This is a genomic window from Leifsonia sp. RCC_180, from assembly GCF_058138205.1.
In genome coordinates, this window is the sequence record NZ_CP200340.1 from 2,983,428 (window position 1) to 2,998,477 (window position 15,050).

Consider the following 15,050-nt stretch of genomic DNA (forward strand, 5'->3'; position numbering starts at 1 on the left):
CTACCCGGCCTGCTCCTGCCGCGCCCGGAACGCGATCATGTTCACCCGGTTCCCGCAGCGGACGCTGCAGAAGCGCTTCGAGCCGTTACGGGACAGGTCCAAGACCAGGCCGGTGCAGTCGTCGGCGGCGCAGACGCGCAGGCGCTCCGTCTGGTCCGAGCGGATGACGTCGGCGAGGGCGAGCGCGACCTCCACGCGGATTCGCTCGCCGAGCGGGGCATCCTGGGCAGTCGCGTGGAGGTGCCAGTCGAATCCGTCGTGCCGCATCAGGTAGGGGAGGGCGCGGGCTTCGGCGAGCATCGCATTCACCTCCAGAGCGGCCGCGTCCCGGTCGAGCGCCCAGGTGAGCCGCAAGCGTTCGCGGGTTGCGCGCACGTCTCGCAGTTCGGCATCGTCGCCGTCGACGCGACCCGAGTAGCGGCTCGCCGTGAGCAGCGCCGCGAGCTGTTCCGTCGTGATCAGTTCGTCCTGGCCGCTCCGGGTCGCGCCTGGGTCGGTGTCGCAGAGAGTGACGGCGAACTCCAGCGCATCCACTGTGTCAGGGGCAAAATGCAAGTTGACTCCTTACTAGGGGCACAGTAACGTCAGGACCATCATCCCTCTCAACCCTGACAGGTGACCCCATGACGCACCGGCACCCGACTTCCGTCGGGCTTCTCATCGCGGTGGTCGCTGCCGCGACCTTCGGGATGTCCGGAGCCTTCATCAAGCCGCTGCTGGAGAGTGGATGGTCACCGGTCGCCGCGGTCACCGCGCGCGCCCTGATCGGCGGCCTCGTGCTGCTTCCGTTCGCCCTCGTCGCCGTACGCGGACGCTGGGCCGCGGTCTGGCGCGGTCGCTGGCGTCTGCTCGGGATGGCGCTGGTCGGGGTGGCCGGCACGCAGGTGCTGTACTTCGCGGCGATCCAGCGCATTCCCGTCAGCACCGGCATCCTCGTCGAGTACCTCGCCCCGGTGCTCCTGGTCGTCGTGGCCTGGGCGCTCAGCAGGAAGGCGCCGCGCGCGGTCGTGCTGATCGGGTCGGTCGTCGCCGTCGGGGGACTCGTCCTCGTCGTCTCGCCGGACGGGTCCGGCGGTCTCGATCCGCTCGGCCTGATTCTGGCGGTGATCGCGATGGTCGGCTGCGCCGCCTTCTACGTCATCGCCGCCCGGCCGAGCGACGGGCTTCCACCCGTGGCGCTGGCGTCCGGCGGGCTGCTGATCGGTGCCGTCGCGCTCGCCGCGGTAGGGGCGACGGGGCTGCTGCCGGTCACGGTCAGCTTCGCGGACGTGCCGCTCTTCGGGCAGGACACGGCCTGGTGGGTGCCCCTCGCGATCGTCGGGGTGTTCGCCACCGCCATCGCCTACGCCGCCAGCATCACCGCGACGGAGCTCCTCGGTTCGCGGCTGGCGTCCTTCACCGGACTGCTGGAGGTGGTGGCCGCGACCCTGTACGCCTGGCTGCTGCTCGGCGAACGCCTCACCCTGCTGCAGTTGTTCGGAGGTGTGCTCATCCTGGGCGGGATCGCGCTCGTGCGCGCCGACCGCGGCGACCCTGCAGGAGGAGCTGCGGCCGAGCCGCACGCCCGCCAGCGCGAGCGAACGCTGCGCTAGGCTGGCAGGCTCGGCGCCGCCGGGCGGAAGGCGGCAGCATGTCCGAGCACAGCAGACTCGAGCACGGCATATTCGAGCACGGCATGTCCGAATACGCACAGGCGAACCGGGCCAACTGGGACGACCGGGCGTCGGCGCACGCCGACCGCGGCCCGCACGGCTACCAGGTGTCGCACTACATCGACGACCGCGAGGCGATCTCCGGTGTCGTCCGCTTCGATCTGCCGCGGCTCGGTTCGATCGAGGGCCTCCGGGTGGTCCACCTGCAGTGCCATATCGGCACGGACACCCTCTCGCTTGCCCGGCTCGGTGCGCAGGTCACGGGTCTCGATTTCTCGTCCGTCTCGATCGAGGAGGCACGCAGGCTCGTCGCCGATACCGGGGACGACGTGGACTTCGTCGTCTCCGACGTCTACGACGCCACCGAGGTGCTGACTCCCGGCTCGTTCGACCTCGTCTACACGGGCGTCGGCGCGCTGTGCTGGCTGCCGCGCATCCAGCCGTGGGCCGCCGTCGTCGCCGACCTGGTCGGGCCGGGCGGCTCGCTGTTCCTGCGGGAGGGCCATCCCATCCTCTGGTCGATGGATGAGCGGCTCGACGACGACCTGCACCTGCGGTTCCCCTACTTCGAGCGGCCGGAGCCTCTGGAGTGGGACTCGGACACCACGTACGTGGAGACCCAGCGACCGATCACCGCCACCCGCACGTACGAGTGGAACCACTCGCTCGGCGAAATCGTGACCGCCCTCATCACTGCGGGCCTGCGCATCGACCTGCTCGTGGAGCACGACAGTGTGCCGTGGGAGGCGCTGCCCGGACAGATGGTCGCTCGGCCCGACGGCGAGTTCGCCCTCGTGGCCCTCGACGGTGTGGCGCCGCTGAGCTACACCCTGCGGGCGTCGAAACCGGCATGAGCTCCCGGCTGATTCCTCAGGCTGTACGGCGTTCGCGGTAGGCGGCGAGCACCGGCGGAACGCCCTCGGAGAGCATCTTCGCCCTGACGTTCGACAGCAGCCGGGACATGGCGAACCCGCCGACACCGGTGAAGCCGGTGTGCTGCCACGTGAAGCGCGTGCCGCCGGGGACCTCCTCCAGCCGGTACGTCACCCGCGTGAGGTCGTCGGAATCCTTGTCGCCTCTCCAGGTGTAGCTGAGCGACCGGGGCGCGTCGACCGAGATCACTTCGCAGTAGACGATGCCGGCCCATCCGATCGTGGGTTTGCCGACGAGGGTGAACTCCGTGCCGGGGATGGGGGCGAATCCTTCCGGGCGTCCGCCGCGGCCGGTGGTCGTCCATTGGGCCACGTACTCGGGGTCCGTCAGGACGGTCCACACCTCCTCGATGGCGTATGGGTACACGCGGGTGGTCGAGTATTCGCTCATGGTGACTCCTTGGCTGCTGACCCGGCCAACATAGCCTACCTACCGGTAGGTAGGCAACCGCGATAAGCTGCGGCTATGACGTCCGCACCATCCGTCGCCGGTCAGCGACGAACCGGAGAGGAGACCCGTGCCCAGATCGGCCGCGTCGCTCTCGACTTGTTCACTTCTCGTGGATACGAGGCCACCTCCATGCGGGAGATCGCCGAAGAGCTGGGGATCAAGAAAGCCTCGCTGTACTACCACTTCTCCGGCAAGGCCGAGATCGTACGGTCGCTGTTCGACCAGCGCGGCGACGAGGCGGAGGACCTCGTGGAGTGGGTGCGGCAGCAACCGCCGACACCCGAGCTGGTACGCGCGGCCGTGCTGCGTTGGATCGACTCCTTCTCGGAGGACAAGCTGCGCGGGCTGCGCTTCCTCGCCGCCAACCCGTTGCTGGCGCGGACTCTGGAGGGCGGTGGCCCCCGGCGCATCGGCAGTGCGCTGACGGAACTCTCGGATGCTCTTGCCGAACTCCTGCCCGAACGAAACGCAGAGACGGCTCTGCGACTGCGGATGGCGATACTCAGCATCAATGCAGCCCTGGAGGCCTCCAACGGCGGAGGATTCGCCGGCTCGGACATCGTCGCCGCGGCTCGCGCGAGCGCGCTTGCGGCGATGGACTCCCTGCTGAATCCCCGGACCGGTCCGGCCTGACCCCTTGCCGTGGGCCGGGCGCACGCCGATGGTGGGTGCATGGATGCCACGAGCGCAGACGCGGAACGGCGCGGTCACGATGAGGACAAGTCGACGATGGATGTGCGTCTGACGGGAGTCCGCGACCCCAAGGACCCGGACGGTCTGCTGACTGTCGAAGAGGATGAGGACCGTCCCGATCCCTCGCGGTACGGAACTGCCGAGACCGACACGCTGGAACGCGAACGCGAGCACGTCGCGCAGCTGGGAGCCGACGGGTCGTCGGACGACCTGCCGCAGGTGCCCCCGAAGCGGGGTGTGACCGGGCTGGGCTGATCACGTCGCCGGGCGGCGCAGGGCGAGAATGGTCGAATGGCCCTCCCCGCGACTGAGCGAATCGTCCCCGTTTCGGTGAACCGCATCGAGCTGGAGGCCGCGGTCGCGTTCGGCACACTGCGTCGCGCCTTCGAGGCCGAGGTGCCGCCGCTGGATGTGGCTCGCCTGCGCGAGCTGCTGTCTTCCGGCGCGGACTGGCGACGGCTGTCGCTGGAGACCGCGGGCCCAGGCATCCATCGGTTCGTCCGGTTCTGGACGGATCACCCGACACCGGTGATGCGAGTGGGCGGTGCGGACATCCCGAGCGCGGTCTACCTGATCGGCGACTACTCGACCGCGGCGAGGATGTTCCGCCACGACCCCGGTGCGCTGCTCTACACACCCCTCCGGGTCGAGCTGCACGCGACGAAGGCCGGCGGCACCGTGCTCAGCGTCGATCAGCCGAGCAGCCGGCTCGGCAGCTTCGGCAACAACAAGATCACGCAGGCCGGGTTCGAACTCGACCGGATGCTGGGCGACCTGCTCGAGGAGCTCGACCTCCCGCGCCCGAGCGTGCTGCGTCGCTGACGGCCGCCCCAGCGGCGCGAGCGGCTCAGCCGCTCACATCGGCCTCAGTTGCTGGGCGAACATCACCAGGATGCCGCTTGGCCCCCGGAGGTAGGTGAGCTTGTAGAAGCCCTGGTAGGTGGCCACGCCCCGAAGCGGGTAGTAGCCATGCTTGGCTGCGATGGAGAGGGACTCGTCGATGTCGTCGACACTGAACGCCACGCGGTGCATCCCGACATCGTTGGGAAGGGTCGGCGCGGTCTCGATGGCATCCGGATGGATGTACTCGAAGAACTCGAGCCGACCATTGCCGTCTGGCGTTTGCAGCACCGCGATCTTTGCGTGGTTGCCGTCGAGGCCGACGGCAGTGTCCGCCCACTCACCGCTGACGGTGTCGCGGCCGAGGACGGTGAGGCCGAGGTCGGTGAAGAAGGAGATCGCCTCTTCGATGTCGCGGACGGCGATGCCGACGTTGTCGAGTTTGATGGCCATCAGTGCTTCACCTCGTAACGGAGAAGAACGACATTGTTGTCGAAGCCGGTCGCTTCGATCAGGGAAAGGTCCTGTCGGTCGTGGAAGAAGCGGCGACCGGCGCCGCGTGTCGTCGGGCAGACCAGAAGCCGCACCTCGTCGATGAGGCCGGCGTCGAAGAGCGATTGCATGAGAGACAGACTGCCCCATAGCCACAGGTTCTTGCCGTCCTGCAGCTTCAGCTCGCGGATCGTCGCCTCAGGATCCGGCGTCACCGTTCCGGCCGGGAAGTCACCCCAGGGCGCCTCTGCGAGGGTGCTGGAGGCGACGATCTTGGTCAGCTCATTGAGCTTGCGGCCGTACTCGCCTTGGTCGGTGGCGGTGGCCCATCCGGTCGACTGCCGATACGTGGTGGCACCCAGGATCATGGTGTCCACCGAGTTGATCAGCTCCATGGAGCTGTCCCGAAAGGGAGTGCTCCTGCTGTCGTCGAACGGTTCGCCGGAGACGAAGCCGAGGCCTCCGTCGTCCTCGGCGACGATGTTGTCGAGTGTCACCCACTGTTGAGCAATCAGTTTTCGCATGGTCTTGTTCCTTTCGTTGATGTGTCACTGCGATGCGTATGCGGGGCGGACACCGGTCACAGATCCGGCCGCTCTGCGAAGGCCGGGAATCAGCAGGACTGAGATCGCGATCGAGCTGAGGCTGAGGACTCCGATCGCCAGCGCGGTCGGGACGAACTCGGCAAGAGCGCCGGCCATCGCGGCCGCCAGACCCTGAAACGCGACCCGCGCGGACGACTCGGCTCCCAGAAGTTGGCCGGTGAGCTCACGCGGCGTCAATGCGACGAGGAGTTCCTGCTGTCCCAGCGACGCGGCATAGCCGACGGATCCGATCGCGACCATCACCGCAGCGACCGCGACCGGTGGGTTGCAGAGGAAGACGAGGAACGGAACGGGCAGCAGCAGACGCAACCACTCGGTGGCGATCCGCCGGGCCTTCCCGGTGAGCACCCTGCCCATGAGGATGTCGCCTGTCAGCATCCCTGCAGCGCCGGCCACGAAGAACACCGCCGCCGACGACGGCGAGTACGAGATGAACAACGCCTCGCATCCCGCCACCAGGCCATTCGGTACGCAGAGAGCGAGCAGAAGCCACCTCGTGGAGGGTTGCCCCAGGAGGAGCCTGTTGGCCGTCCAGGTCACCCGGAAGCCCGGGCGCCCGGAACGGCGCGATGGGTGCGCCCCGATTCCGAACCAGCTGACCAGCGCAGCCGCTAGCGAGGTGGCGACCGCGAGCCAGAAGATTAACGTCGGCGTCAGCCAGGCGGCTAGCAGGCCGCCGAGCGCGAACCCGACCACTTGCATAACGCCCACCGAAACGTTCATCGCCGAACGGGCAAGTGCGTATCGGTCCGCCGATACGACATCGGAGAGGAGCCCCCACCGGGCGCCGGCCGCAAGCGAGAGTGCGAACGATGCGCAGACCACGATGGCCAGCCGGCCGACAGGTGGGAGGTCGAACGCTGCCTGTGCCGTGAAAGCCGCCGCCATAGCCGTCGACGTCGCCCCAAGAAGAATCCGCGGTTGCACCGTGTCCGCCGCCGACATGAACGAGCTTGCGCCGAACAGCTGCGCGAGGGATGGTCCGAAGACGACCAACGCGGTCAGAAGGGCCGAGCCGGTCTGGGCGTGCACGAGAAGACCCAGGGCGAGGCCGGCCATCGAGGTCGACACCGTGCCAAGCGCACTTCCGAACCACAGCGCTCGGAACTCCTTGTTCCGGAACAGCAGGCTGTACCCCGGTACTGCTGCAGCCGATTCGGTCATGACTCGATGCTCGCGGAGGCGCTCGCATCGATCAAGGCAACGATTTCGCCGAACCTATCGCTAGGGTCGATGAATGGAAGTGAACCAGCTCCGCGTCATCGACGCTGTCGCCCGCACCGGCTCCATCACCGCTGCCGCCGACGAACTGCACTACGCGCAGGCCTCGGTGAGTCATCACTTGGCGCGACTCCAAGAACACGTCGGCGCAGCACTCACGGCCCGCCGCGGCCGCGGCATCGTCCTCACCCCTGAAGGGGACCTTCTGGCAGCGCGAGCCCGTGAGATCCTCCGACGCCTCGACGAGGCAGAGTCCGAGGTCACTGCCCTCAGTCGACAACTGCGCAGCAGACTCCGTATCGCCGCGTTCCAGTCCGCGCTCCTCGAGATCGTCCCGCCGGCGCTGCAGCAGTTGCAGCCCACGTATCAGGACATCGCCTTGGAGCTCCGGGAGAGCCATCCCATCGACGCGCTCGAACTGGTGCGCCAGAACGAGGTGGATGTGGCGCTGATGCACCGCCCCGACGATGCGCCGGTCGGCGACGAATTCCTGGCGGTCAAGCTGTACGAGGACCCCGTCTACCTGCTGAGCACGACACCGAACGACACCGTGGCCAACCACCGCGACTCAAGCTGGATCGCCGGCTGTGAGCGCTGCCAGGCGGGCATCGAAGCCGTCTGTCTGGCAGAGGGCTTCCAACCGAGAATCTCGCTGCGCACGGAGGACATCAATGTCCAGGCCTCCTTCGTCGCCGCCGGGCTCGGCGTCATCACCATGCCCGGAACCGCGCTCCGCTCACTCGACATGCAGAAGCTCTCCGCCAGCCCGCTCCCGAACCAGCGGCGCCGAGTGTGGGCTGTCACCCGACGCTCGGCTGGGCACGGAATCGCCCGTGACTTCATCCGCGCCGTCGCCGAGGTCACTGCGCCCTGAACGCGCCGTGCCCGGCCGACGTCGTGGGCGCTCGCCGGGTCGGTTTCAGTCGTCGCCGGGGACGTCCGGTCCGGTCACGGCGACCTCGCACCGGAACCAGGTGCCGACGATCCCGCCGGTGTCGACCCACGCCCGCACGACCTCGTAGCGGCGCGGGACATCGCCTTGCGTGGGCTGCTGCCCCATCGCGTCCTGGAGGGCGGAGGCGAAATCGGTCTGGGAGGAGCCCGTGATCAACATCGAAACCTGCTTCCCCGGCTCGTCGGCGAGCCGATCTGCGCCGCACGCTACGGCATGCCCGGCTCCTGCGGCAATGACAGCGTCGGCGCCCCGGCGTACTGTGCCGGGCATGACCGACACCAGCGACACCACGAACGGCCCCGGCGACGTGCTGGGCGCCCGCGGAGGAGACGACGCGAACCCGGCGAGCAAGGACCCGTCCGAGTGGGTCACCGGCGACGAGCCGATGACCGCCTCGCAGCGCAGCTACCTCGACACCCTCGCCCGGGAGGCCGGCGAGGAGCTCCCCGCCGACCTCACCAAGGCGCAGGCGTCGAGCGAGATCGACCGCCTGCAGCAGAAGACCGGACGCGGCCAGAGCTGACCGGCCGCGCCGCCCGACCGCCCGACCGGCGGTCAGGACCGGAGGAAGTCGGCGACCCACCGTGCGCTGCGCTTCGGAGTGCGCTTCTGCGTCGCGTAGTCGACGTGGACGATCCCGAACCGGCGCGAGTACCCCCACGCCCACTCCCAGTTGTCCATCAGCGACCAGATGAAGTAGCCCCGCAGAGGCAACCCGGCGTCGACCGCGTCGCGCGCGGCCTCGAAGTGCGCCTGGAGGTAGTCCACGCGCGCGGGATCGTCGACCGCGCCGTCCGCATCCACGTGGTCGGGGTAGGCGGCACCGTTCTCGGTGATGTACAGCGGGAGGTCGGGTGCCAGTTCGTGCGCCTGGCGCAGCACGTCGAGCATCCCGTCGGGGTGGATCTCCCAGCCCATCTGGGTCACCGGGGAGCCGGTCGCGACGAAACGCACATGCTCGCTGCCCGGGTAGGAGCTGGCCGGGGCGCCCTCCGCCGGAGCCGAGCCGGAGGCGACCGTGTGGCGGCTGTAGTAGTTGATCCCGAGGAAGTCGATCGGCGCCGAGATGCGGCGCAGGTCCTCTTCGGTGGCGTGCTCGGCGAACCATCGGGTCTCGCCGAGGTCCTCGAGGACGTCCTCGGGGTATGCGCCGCGCACCACCGGGTCGAGGAAGAAGCGGTTGCTCAGGCCGTCGATGCGGCGGGCGGCCTCCGCATCTCCGTCCGAGTCGCCGGCCGGCTGCACCGAGTACAGGTTGAGGGTCGTGCCGATCCGCGCCTCCGGTCGCGCGTCTCGCAGCGCTTCGAGGGCGAGGCCATGACCGAGGAGGAGGTGGTGCGCCGCGTGCGCGGAGCGCGTGCCGAGCGTGCGGCCGGGGGCGTGGTCGCCGCTGGCGTAGCCGAGGAAGGCCGAGCACCACGGCTCGTTGAGGGTGATCCAGTCGGTGATCACATCGCCGAGCCGATCGGCGACCTCGTGGGCGTAGTCGGCGAAGCGGAACGCGGTGTCGCGGTCGAGCCAGCCGCCGCGATCCTCGAGCGCCTGCGGGAGGTCCCAGTGGTACAGGGTCGCCCACGGGGTGAGCCCGCGCTCCAGCAGTGACTCGGCCAGGCGACGGTAGAAGTCGACGCCCGCCTTGTTCGGCACACCCCGGCCGTCGGCCTGGATGCGCGGCCAGGCGATCGAGAACCGGTACGCGTCCATGCCCAGGTCGCCCATGATGGCAACGTCCTCGGCCCAGCGGTGGTAGTGGTCGTCGGCGATATCGCCGGTGCTGCCGTCGGCGATGGCGCCTGGACGTCGGGCGAAGGTGTCCCAGATGCTGTCGCCGCGACCGTCCTCCCGCGTGGCGCCCTCGATCTGGTACGAGGCGGTGGCCGTTCCGACGACGAAGCCGTCGGGAAGATCGCTTCTGCGCATTGTCACTGCTCCTTGGGGTTCACCTTGGAGAGTATCCGGTCAGCGGCCGAGGAATTCGGCGGCGACGGGCGCGAAGTCCGCGTGGTACTGGAAGATGCCGCCGTGTCCGGAGTTCGGATAAATGATCAGCTCCGAGCCGGGGATGCGGCGGTGCAGGTCGTGCGAGAGCACTGAGGGCACCATGCGGTCGTTGTCGCCGTTCGCGATCAGTGTCGGCATCGTGAATACCGACAGGTCGGACGGAGCCGACCGGCCGAAGCGCTGGATCGCGCGCAGTTGCCTCTGGAACCCCTTCAGGTGCATGGGCGCGTCGCGGTCGACGGTGCGCTCCCGAAGCCGGGCGATGAACTCCTTGCCGGCGCGCTTGCCCACGGCGTCGCGGTTGAAGAACAGGAACTCTTTCGGATCGGAGCGGGTCAGCGCCGCACGGAGGGTGTCGTAGTAGGTGACGCCGACCACCTTGTCCATGTCCTTGCCGCCGCGGGGGCCGGTGCCCGTGAGCACGAGCTTCCGCACCAGTCCCGGGTGCTTCACGACCAGATCCTGGGCGATCATCCCACCCATGGAGAACGAGAAGACATCGATGGTGGTGAAGCCGAGAGCGGTGACGAAGCGGTAGGCGTCGTCGGCGGCCTCTTCGATGGTCCGTGGCACGGCCCCCGACGAGCCGCCGACGCCGACGTTGTCGAAGGCGATGACGTGGCGGTTGCGGGCGATGGGCTCGATGATGCGCGGGTCCCAGTTGTCGAGGGTCCCCGCCAGGTGCACGAGGAAGACGACGGGCACGCCGCCCCTCGGCCCGAGTTCCCGGTAGGCGAAGGAGGTTCCCCCGGTCGTGAGGGTCTGGTTCGGCGCTTTCGCGTAGGAGGTGTTGACGGGTTCTTCGGTGTTCATGGGTTCGCCTTTCAGGCTGGGTTGCGGTTGCGGTTGCGGTTCGGGTGGAGCCGTCGTCAGCCGACGAGGCTGACGACGACTTTTCCGCGGAGGCCGCCGGCCTCGACGGCGGAAACGGCGGCGGGGGTTTCGGCGAACGGGAGGATCCGGCCGATCACCGGATGCAGCGCACCCGTGTCCACGAGCGCCGCAATGTGGGCGAGCTGCGCGCCGTCGGCACGCATGAAGAGGAAGGAGTAGTCGACGTCGAGTCGCCGTGCCTGCCGGCGGATCTGCGCACTGAGCCCGCGCATGGCCAGTCGGAGGCCGGCGTTCAGTCCGAGCTGGCGCGCGAAGCCCGGGTCGGGCGGACCCACGAGGCTGAGCGCCCGGCCTCCCGGTCGCAGCACGCGCAATGACTTCTCGAGGTTCGCGCCGCCGACGGTGTCGATGACCAGGTCGTAGCCGTGCAGCCGGGATTCGAAGTCCTCGGAGCGGTAGTCGATCACCTCATCGGCGCCGAGTTGCTTCAGCCACTCGACGTTCGAGCCGCTCGCGGTGGTGGCAACGAACGCTCCGAGATGTTTCGCAAGCTGAATCGCGATCGAACCGAAGCCACCCGCTCCGCCGTGGATCAGCACGCGCTGCCCCGCTTTCACGTCGGCGCGCTCCACCAACGCCTGCCAGGCGGTCAAGGCGACGAGCGGCAGGGATGCTGCCTCGGTCATGGTGAGCGTCGTCGGCTTGAGCGCGACGTCCTGCTCCGCGATTGCGATGCGCTCGGCGAACGCGCCGATGCGGAGGTCGGCAGGCCGGGCGAACACCTCGTCGCCGACCGCGAAGCGGGTGACTCCCGGCCCCACGCGCTCGACCACACCGGCGACGTCGTGGCCGAGGGTGAGCGGCAGTTCATAGGGGAGTGTCGCCGAGAACTGGCCGCGCGCCAGCATGATGTCGAGGTGATTCACCCCGGCCGCGTGCACGTTCACGAGCACATCCCGCTCTCCCACGACGGGCTCGGGGGCCTCCGCCTCTCTGATCTCGCCCTTGTACCGGTCGATCCTGAATGCCTTCATACGTCCTTCGCGCCTCACTTCTCGATTGCAAGATATGACTGTACTCAGTTTTGAGTACAGTCGCAAATGATTGGACCCATGGATGCGGTACCCTGGGGTCCTGATGACCGCAACGCAGCCCTCCCCGCTCGGTCGCCGCGAGCGCAACAAGCAGCAGAAACTGGACCGCATCACCGCTGCGGCCGCCGAGCTGTTCGACCGCCACGGCGTCGACGAAGTCACGACCCAGCAGATCGCGGACGCGGCCGACATCGGCACCGGCACCCTGTTCCTCTATGCCAAGAGCAAGGCCGAACTTCTGCTGCTCGTCCAGAACACCCACTACGCGGAAGCGATCGAGGCGGGCGTGACCGCGGCCGCGACGGAGGCGTCGCCCATCGACGCGGTCATGGCCATCGTGCAGCCCATCGTCGAGTGCAATCGTCGCCAGATCGACAATGGCCGGATCTACCTGCGCGAGCTCGTGTTCGGCGACCCCGAAGAGCCGTACCACCGTGTGGGGCTCGAGCTCATCCAGCGGGTGGATGATGCCTACGTCGAGATCCTGCGTCGCGACGGACGAATCCCAGCCGAGGATGCCGCCCTCCTCGCCCGAACGATCTCGGCAGCGATGTTCATCAGCCTGGCGACTCCAGTGCATCTCCACTCCACCGACGCGGAGGTGTGCGCCGACATCCGTGAGCAGATCCGGGTGATCCTGCACCAGCGGCTGTTCCTCTGAGGGCTCTCATGTATTCGACCCCACCGCACAGGGTGGCGGCCCGGTCGTCCGGGATGCTGAGGGGATGCGCAACACGGTGCCGGCGGTCACCGCCCTCTTCTGGGTGACGAAGCTGCTGACGACGGCGATGGGTGAGACGGCCTCCGATTTCCTGGTGAAGACGATCGACCCCTTCGTGGCGGTCGGCGGAGCCTTCCTGCTGCTCGTGGTCGCGCTCGCGCTCCAGTTTGCCGTGCGCCGGTACGTGCCGTGGGTGTACTGGTTCGCGGTGCTGATGGTGGCGGTGTTCGGGACGATGGTGGCCGACGTGCTGCATGTCGAGCTCGGCGTCCCGTACCTGGTGTCCACCGCCGTCTTCGCGGTGGCGCTCGCCGCGGTCTTCGTGCTCTGGTACGCGACGCAGCGCACCCTGTCGGTGCACCGCATCGACACGCGGCCCAGGCAGGTGTTCTACTGGTGCGCCGTGCTGGGGACGTTCGCGCTGGGCACGGCGCTGGGCGACCTGACCGCCGTGACCTTCGGGCTCGGCTACTTCGCGTCGGCGCTGGTCTTCGGCATCCTCTTCGCCCTCCCTGGCGTCGCGTACCGGTGGTGGGGTTTCGGCGCCACGGCTGCCTTCTGGACCTCGTACGTCCTCACCCGGCCGTTCGGCGCGTCGGTCGCCGACGGCCTCGCGGTGTCGCATGAGCGCGGCGGCCTCGCCCTGGGCACGGGTCCGGTCAGCCTGGTGCTGCTGGCGGCGATCGTCGTGTGCGTCGCCGTCCTCAGCAGGCGTGATCGCTCGGCCGCCGTGCTCGCGCAGGCGGCCGAGCCGGCATCCTGAGCGCCTAGACCTCCGTGTGGCCGAGCCGCGGCTCCGGCACGAACGCGGCGATCGCCTCGGCGGCGGATTCGAGTTCGAGCACGATGAGCTCGTTGCGTCCGGCCTTCAGCACTCCGCGCGGCACGAACAGGGTCTCCTGCGGCCCACGGGTCCAGTACCGGCCGAGGTTGAAGCCGTTGATCCAGGCGACGCCCTTGCCCCAGCTCGTCGTGTCGAGGAACAGCACCCCCGGCTCGTCGAGGTCGAAGACAGCGCGCGCGAACACCGGTCCCGCCAGCCGCTCCGGGGCCGGGCCGGTCGAGGCGGCCGCGGCCAGCGCATCCCGCACCGGCTCGATCGAGGAGAGCTCCAACGGCAGGACGCTCCACCGGCGCAACTCCTCGCCGTTCAGCTGCACCGGGCCGATCAGGCCCTTCGGCTCGCCGATGCGGGGCCCGTAGTCGACGCGGCCCTGGTCCTCGACCAGGACGGTGAGCGTGCCGCGGCTGGGCGAGAGCGCGATCGCGGAGTCGTGGTGGTCGCGGGCGAGTACGCCGAGGCGGCTCATGCCGACCGAGACGTAGGCGCGGTCGCGTACCTCGCCGAATTCGAGCACCGCCGGTTCGGTCGTGTCGATCTCCGTGCGGTAGAGGCCCAGGCCGCTGTAGTGGCCCAGCTGGTCGAAGCTCGGGAGGGAGTCGGTGTGCGACCACTCGCCCAGCCGGTCGGCGACCGCCCACAGCGGGACCGCAGCGTCGAACGGCACCGTGAAGGCGGGGGCGGCGGCCACGGCCACCGGCTCCAGCGACGGCACGGGTGCATACTTCGCGATCACGTCGCGGAACGCCCAGAACTTCTCGGTGGGTTCGCCCGCCTCATCCAAAGGTGCGTCGTAGTCGTAGCTGGTCACGATCGGCTGGTAGACGCCCTTGTCGTTGGCCCCATTCGTGAAGCCGAAGTTGGTGCCGCCGTGGAACATGTAGAGGTTGACCGAGGCGCCGAGCGCCAGCAGGGCATCCAGGTCGGCCGCCGACTCCTCCACCGACGTCGTGTGGTGGTGGCCGCCCCAGCTGTCGAACCAGCCGTCCCAGAACTCCGAGCACATCAGCGGCCCGGTCGCCTGGTGGCGGCGGAGCGTCGCCAGGCGCTCGCGCGAGCGGGACCCGAAGGATGCGGTCTTCAGCAGGCCCGGGAGCGACCCGTTCTCGAGCATGTCGTCTTGCGGCTGGTCGACGGTGGTGAGGGGGACGTCGATCCCCGCATCCCGGATCACGTCGACCAGGTGCTGCAGGTACGCCTTGTCGTCGCCGTACGCGCCGTACTCGTTCTCGACCTGCACCAGGATCACCGGTCCGCCCTGGGTGACCTGCAGCGGCCGGACGATGTCGAGCACGTTTTGCAGATACTGCGTCACCGCCGCGACGAAGTGCGGCTCCGAGCGCCGGATGCCGACCTCCGGGTCGGTGAACAGCCAGGCAGGAAGACCGCCGTTGTCCCACTCGGCGCAGATGTAGGGGCCGGGGCGGACGATGGCGTGCATCCCCTCGTCCGCTACCGCCCGCAGGAACCGGTCGAGGTCCAGCCACCCGTCCGCGCGCCACTGACCGGGCTGCGGTTCGTGAGCGTTCCACGGCACGTACGTCTCGATCGTGTTGAGTCCCATCAGGCGCGCCTTGTGGATGCGGTCCGCCCAGTCGTCCGGGTGCACCCGGAAGTAGTGGAGTGCTCCCGAGAGGATTCGGTGGGGCTCGCCGTCGAGGACGAAGTCGTCTCCCGCGATCTCGAACGTGGTCATGGTTCTCCGTAAAAAAGGGTGA

Annotated in this window: 19 protein-coding genes; 9 read left to right on the forward strand and 10 right to left on the reverse strand. The window is 68.7% G+C overall.

Going from position 1 to position 15,050, the window contains the following annotated elements; translation table 11 throughout:
• Positions 1–555 carry a CGNR zinc finger domain-containing protein gene (locus AB7E03_RS14710; RefSeq protein ID WP_489942086.1) on the reverse strand — a complete coding sequence of 185 codons (555 nt, stop codon included), beginning with the start codon at positions 553–555 and terminating at the stop codon, positions 1–3.
• A 68-nt stretch (positions 556–623) separates the two neighbouring features.
• On the opposite strand from AB7E03_RS14710, the gene AB7E03_RS14715 reads away from it, so the two are divergent.
• Both AB7E03_RS14715 and AB7E03_RS14720 read left to right on the forward strand, forming a co-directional pair.
• Entirely contained in the window at positions 624–1,592 is a 969-nt protein-coding gene (locus AB7E03_RS14715; protein WP_489942087.1) for a DMT family transporter, read from the forward strand.
• Between the two features lie 38 nt (positions 1,593–1,630).
• Positions 1,631–2,506 carry a class I SAM-dependent methyltransferase gene (locus tag AB7E03_RS14720; RefSeq protein ID WP_489942088.1) on the forward strand — a complete coding sequence of 292 codons (876 nt, stop codon included), beginning with the start codon at positions 1,631–1,633 and terminating at the stop codon, positions 2,504–2,506.
• Between the two features lie 16 nt (positions 2,507–2,522).
• Here the strand turns inward: AB7E03_RS14720 and AB7E03_RS14725 are convergent, their stop codons facing one another.
• On the reverse strand, positions 2,523–2,975 hold the full coding sequence (locus AB7E03_RS14725) for an SRPBCC family protein (protein WP_489942089.1): 453 nt from the start codon (positions 2,973–2,975) through the stop codon (positions 2,523–2,525).
• A 75-nt stretch (positions 2,976–3,050) separates the two neighbouring features.
• Between AB7E03_RS14725 and AB7E03_RS14730 the strand changes: the two genes are divergently transcribed.
• Genes AB7E03_RS14730 through AB7E03_RS14740 form a run of 3 tightly spaced genes read left to right on the forward strand, consistent with a single transcriptional unit; the run spans position 3,051 to position 4,550 of the window.
• Positions 3,051–3,668, forward strand: a complete 618-nt coding sequence (locus tag AB7E03_RS14730) for a TetR/AcrR family transcriptional regulator (protein ID WP_489942090.1) — start codon at positions 3,051–3,053, stop codon at positions 3,666–3,668.
• Positions 3,669–3,707: 39 nt separating this feature from the next.
• Entirely contained in the window at positions 3,708–3,983 is a 276-nt protein-coding gene (locus AB7E03_RS14735; protein ID WP_489942091.1) for a hypothetical protein, read from the forward strand.
• A 36-nt stretch (positions 3,984–4,019) separates the two neighbouring features.
• Entirely contained in the window at positions 4,020–4,550 is a 531-nt protein-coding gene (locus AB7E03_RS14740) for a DUF302 domain-containing protein (RefSeq protein ID WP_489942092.1), read from the forward strand.
• 33 nt (positions 4,551–4,583) lie between these two features.
• Here AB7E03_RS14740 and AB7E03_RS14745 read toward each other — a convergent pair whose 3' ends face one another.
• Genes AB7E03_RS14745 through AB7E03_RS14755 form a run of 3 tightly spaced genes read right to left on the reverse strand, consistent with a single transcriptional unit; the run spans position 4,584 to position 6,829 of the window.
• The gene (locus AB7E03_RS14745) at positions 4,584–5,021 is read right to left on the reverse strand and encodes a VOC family protein (RefSeq protein ID WP_489942093.1); all 438 of its coding nucleotides are present in this window, start codon (positions 5,019–5,021) and stop codon (positions 4,584–4,586) included.
• Positions 5,021–5,584, reverse strand: coding sequence for a dihydrofolate reductase family protein (locus AB7E03_RS14750; protein ID WP_489942094.1), 564 nt, complete (start codon positions 5,582–5,584; stop codon positions 5,021–5,023). Before AB7E03_RS14750 ends, AB7E03_RS14745 begins: the two co-directional genes overlap by 1 nt.
• 24 nt (positions 5,585–5,608) lie before the next feature.
• Entirely contained in the window at positions 5,609–6,829 is a 1,221-nt protein-coding gene (locus tag AB7E03_RS14755) for an MFS transporter (protein WP_489942095.1), read from the reverse strand.
• 73 nt (positions 6,830–6,902) lie between these two features.
• Between AB7E03_RS14755 and AB7E03_RS14760 the strand changes: the two genes are divergently transcribed.
• Complete coding sequence (locus AB7E03_RS14760; RefSeq protein WP_489942096.1) at positions 6,903–7,760, forward strand: LysR family transcriptional regulator; 858 nt, start codon at positions 6,903–6,905, stop codon at positions 7,758–7,760.
• Positions 7,761–7,805: 45 nt separating this feature from the next.
• Here AB7E03_RS14760 and AB7E03_RS14765 read toward each other — a convergent pair whose 3' ends face one another.
• Positions 7,806–8,000, reverse strand: a complete 195-nt coding sequence (locus tag AB7E03_RS14765) for a hypothetical protein (RefSeq protein ID WP_489942097.1) — start codon at positions 7,998–8,000, stop codon at positions 7,806–7,808.
• A 109-nt stretch (positions 8,001–8,109) separates the two neighbouring features.
• On the opposite strand from AB7E03_RS14765, the gene AB7E03_RS14770 reads away from it, so the two are divergent.
• Positions 8,110–8,364 (forward strand): DUF3072 domain-containing protein, encoded by a 255-nt coding sequence (locus AB7E03_RS14770; protein ID WP_489942098.1) that lies wholly within the window; start codon positions 8,110–8,112, stop codon positions 8,362–8,364.
• Between the two features lie 32 nt (positions 8,365–8,396).
• Here AB7E03_RS14770 and AB7E03_RS14775 read toward each other — a convergent pair whose 3' ends face one another.
• The 3 genes from AB7E03_RS14775 to AB7E03_RS14785 are packed head-to-tail and all read right to left on the reverse strand — an operon-like array spanning position 8,397 to position 11,710.
• Complete coding sequence (locus AB7E03_RS14775; RefSeq protein ID WP_489942099.1) at positions 8,397–9,761, reverse strand: GH1 family beta-glucosidase; 1,365 nt, start codon at positions 9,759–9,761, stop codon at positions 8,397–8,399.
• 39 nt (positions 9,762–9,800) lie between these two features.
• Positions 9,801–10,655 (reverse strand): alpha/beta fold hydrolase, encoded by an 855-nt coding sequence (locus AB7E03_RS14780; RefSeq protein WP_489942100.1) that lies wholly within the window; start codon positions 10,653–10,655, stop codon positions 9,801–9,803.
• A gap of 56 nt (positions 10,656–10,711) precedes the next feature.
• Positions 10,712–11,710 carry an NADP-dependent oxidoreductase gene (locus tag AB7E03_RS14785; protein WP_489942101.1) on the reverse strand — a complete coding sequence of 333 codons (999 nt, stop codon included), beginning with the start codon at positions 11,708–11,710 and terminating at the stop codon, positions 10,712–10,714.
• A gap of 103 nt (positions 11,711–11,813) precedes the next feature.
• On the opposite strand from AB7E03_RS14785, the gene AB7E03_RS14790 reads away from it, so the two are divergent.
• Together AB7E03_RS14790 and AB7E03_RS14795 are read left to right on the forward strand one after the other, a co-directional pair.
• The gene (locus AB7E03_RS14790; RefSeq protein WP_489942102.1) at positions 11,814–12,431 is read left to right on the forward strand and encodes a TetR/AcrR family transcriptional regulator; all 618 of its coding nucleotides are present in this window, start codon (positions 11,814–11,816) and stop codon (positions 12,429–12,431) included.
• Between the two features lie 64 nt (positions 12,432–12,495).
• Entirely contained in the window at positions 12,496–13,254 is a 759-nt protein-coding gene (locus tag AB7E03_RS14795; protein WP_489942103.1) for a COG4705 family protein, read from the forward strand.
• Positions 13,255–13,258: 4 nt separating this feature from the next.
• Here AB7E03_RS14795 and AB7E03_RS14800 read toward each other — a convergent pair whose 3' ends face one another.
• Entirely contained in the window at positions 13,259–15,028 is a 1,770-nt protein-coding gene (locus AB7E03_RS14800; protein WP_489942104.1) for a glycoside hydrolase family 35 protein, read from the reverse strand.
• Between the last annotated feature and the right edge of the window lie 22 nt (positions 15,029–15,050).

Bases quoted from the DNA above. Each gene is read 5' to 3' on its own strand.
- AB7E03_RS14795 (WP_489942103.1), top strand. From the start codon at position 12,496: ATGCGCAACACGGTGCCGGCGGTCACCGCCCTCTTCTGGGTGACGAAG.
- AB7E03_RS14760 (WP_489942096.1), top strand. From the start codon at position 6,903: ATGGAAGTGAACCAGCTCCGCGTCATCGACGCTGTCGCCCGCACCGGC.
- AB7E03_RS14785 (WP_489942101.1), bottom strand. From the start codon at position 11,710: ATGAAGGCATTCAGGATCGACCGGTACAAGGGCGAGATCAGAGAGGCG.
- AB7E03_RS14725 (WP_489942089.1), bottom strand. From the start codon at position 2,975: ATGAGCGAATACTCGACCACCCGCGTGTACCCATACGCCATCGAGGAG.
- AB7E03_RS14745 (WP_489942093.1), bottom strand. From the start codon at position 5,021: ATGGCCATCAAACTCGACAACGTCGGCATCGCCGTCCGCGACATCGAA.
- AB7E03_RS14790 (WP_489942102.1), top strand. From the start codon at position 11,814: ATGACCGCAACGCAGCCCTCCCCGCTCGGTCGCCGCGAGCGCAACAAG.
- AB7E03_RS14750 (WP_489942094.1), bottom strand. From the start codon at position 5,584: ATGCGAAAACTGATTGCTCAACAGTGGGTGACACTCGACAACATCGTC.
- AB7E03_RS14775 (WP_489942099.1), bottom strand. From the start codon at position 9,761: ATGCGCAGAAGCGATCTTCCCGACGGCTTCGTCGTCGGAACGGCCACC.
- AB7E03_RS14770 (WP_489942098.1), top strand. From the start codon at position 8,110: ATGACCGACACCAGCGACACCACGAACGGCCCCGGCGACGTGCTGGGC.
- AB7E03_RS14780 (WP_489942100.1), bottom strand. From the start codon at position 10,655: ATGAACACCGAAGAACCCGTCAACACCTCCTACGCGAAAGCGCCGAAC.
- AB7E03_RS14730 (WP_489942090.1), top strand. From the start codon at position 3,051: ATGACGTCCGCACCATCCGTCGCCGGTCAGCGACGAACCGGAGAGGAG.
- AB7E03_RS14800 (WP_489942104.1), bottom strand. From the start codon at position 15,028: ATGACCACGTTCGAGATCGCGGGAGACGACTTCGTCCTCGACGGCGAG.
- AB7E03_RS14765 (WP_489942097.1), bottom strand. From the start codon at position 8,000: ATGTTGATCACGGGCTCCTCCCAGACCGATTTCGCCTCCGCCCTCCAG.
- AB7E03_RS14720 (WP_489942088.1), top strand. From the start codon at position 1,631: ATGTCCGAGCACAGCAGACTCGAGCACGGCATATTCGAGCACGGCATG.
- AB7E03_RS14735 (WP_489942091.1), top strand. From the start codon at position 3,708: ATGGATGCCACGAGCGCAGACGCGGAACGGCGCGGTCACGATGAGGAC.
- AB7E03_RS14740 (WP_489942092.1), top strand. From the start codon at position 4,020: ATGGCCCTCCCCGCGACTGAGCGAATCGTCCCCGTTTCGGTGAACCGC.
- AB7E03_RS14755 (WP_489942095.1), bottom strand. From the start codon at position 6,829: ATGACCGAATCGGCTGCAGCAGTACCGGGGTACAGCCTGCTGTTCCGG.
- AB7E03_RS14715 (WP_489942087.1), top strand. From the start codon at position 624: ATGACGCACCGGCACCCGACTTCCGTCGGGCTTCTCATCGCGGTGGTC.